This window comes from Streptomyces sp. NRRL S-31, assembly GCF_000718775.1.
In the GTDB taxonomy this organism is placed as follows: domain Bacteria; phylum Actinomycetota; class Actinomycetes; order Streptomycetales; family Streptomycetaceae; genus Streptomyces.
In genome coordinates, this window is record NZ_JOCB01000220.1 from 1 (window position 1) to 1,241 (window position 1,241).

The following is a 1,241-nucleotide window of genomic DNA, read 5'->3' on the forward strand; positions in this document are numbered from 1 at the left end:
TCATCCGTTGCTGCGGCCGGCCGGGGAGCTGCGGTTCACCCCGCCCCGCACGGTCTCCGACGGCCTGCCCTCCTACTACCGTCCCGGCTCCGACGAGCGCCCGCAGGCCACCACCGCGCCGACCGGCCGCCTCGACAGCCCGCTCCCGTATACGAGTGCCGACGTCACGGCGCCGGTCGGTGCCCTCGACGGCCTGTCTCCGTACGCGGATACCGACATGTCCGGGGGCGCCGACGGAGGTGCGGGCGTGCATCCGGACGCGCACTTCGGGGGAACCTTCCCCGCTGTGGCGGTGCTGTCGGGCGGTGACGCCGTGGCGGGTGGCCGGGGCGGGGTGTGGGGGCCGTCGGCGCGGTGGGAGGAGTTCCAGCGGCAGCGGGACGGGGCGTACCACGACCGGCTGGTCGCGGCGGAGCGGCTGGCGGGCGGGCGGCTGGAGGCGGCGCGGGAGGAGTTCACGCGCCGGGACGTGTTCGGCGGCAGGTATCTGCCGACGGGTGAGACGGCCCGCGAGCGGGTGCTGGAGGTCTACCACACTCATGTCCGCACCCGGCTGGAGGAGCTGGCCGGTCAGGAGGGCGGGTCCGGCCACGTCACGCCCGAGCAGCATCGGCGGGTGCTGGCGGAGGCGGATGCCGCGTTGCCGCGGATGTGGGAGCAGGTCGCTCGTGACCAGGCGTTCTCGGAGCGGTTCGAGCGGGCGGTGGCCGACTTCCGCCGTCAGGACCTGTTCGGTGGCCGGTATGTGAGCGGGGGCGACCCGGCCCCCGCCGGGCGGGCAGCACCCGTCGGGCCCGGGAGCCTCACCGGTGAGGAGAGGCGCATCCGGCAGCAGGAGACGCTGGAGGATGTGCGGCAAGGGCGGGTGCCGGTTTCGCCGGAGCAGTTGCGTGACCGGCTCCGGGCGGTGCACCGGCAGGCCGTCGCCGAGCTCCACCACGTCTCCCTGGGCCCGGACACCCCCGCCGCACGCCGGCAGATCGAGGAGCTGGAGGCGCGTATCGCCCGCATGCACGAGGAACTCCCGCGGCAGATCCGCGATCTCGGAGTGCGTGAGCGGCAGGTCGGGCAGGAGCTGGGCGCGTTCGACACCCTGGTGGAACGCAGGGGTATCCGCCATGAGCTGCCCGATCCGGTGGTGCTGGAGCGGGCCCGGGCGGATCTCGCCGAGCAGTTGCGCACCGCGCACGCCGTGCTGCGCGAACGGCATGGTGACGGTGGCCTCTTCGAGGATCGCTGGC

Annotated in this window: 1 protein-coding gene; it reads left to right on the top strand. The window is 74.5% G+C overall.

Annotated elements, in window-relative coordinates; all coding sequences use genetic code 11:
* On the top strand, positions 1-1,241 hold a 1,241-nt coding region (locus tag IF37_RS40320; protein ID WP_037858334.1), incomplete at both ends, for a hypothetical protein.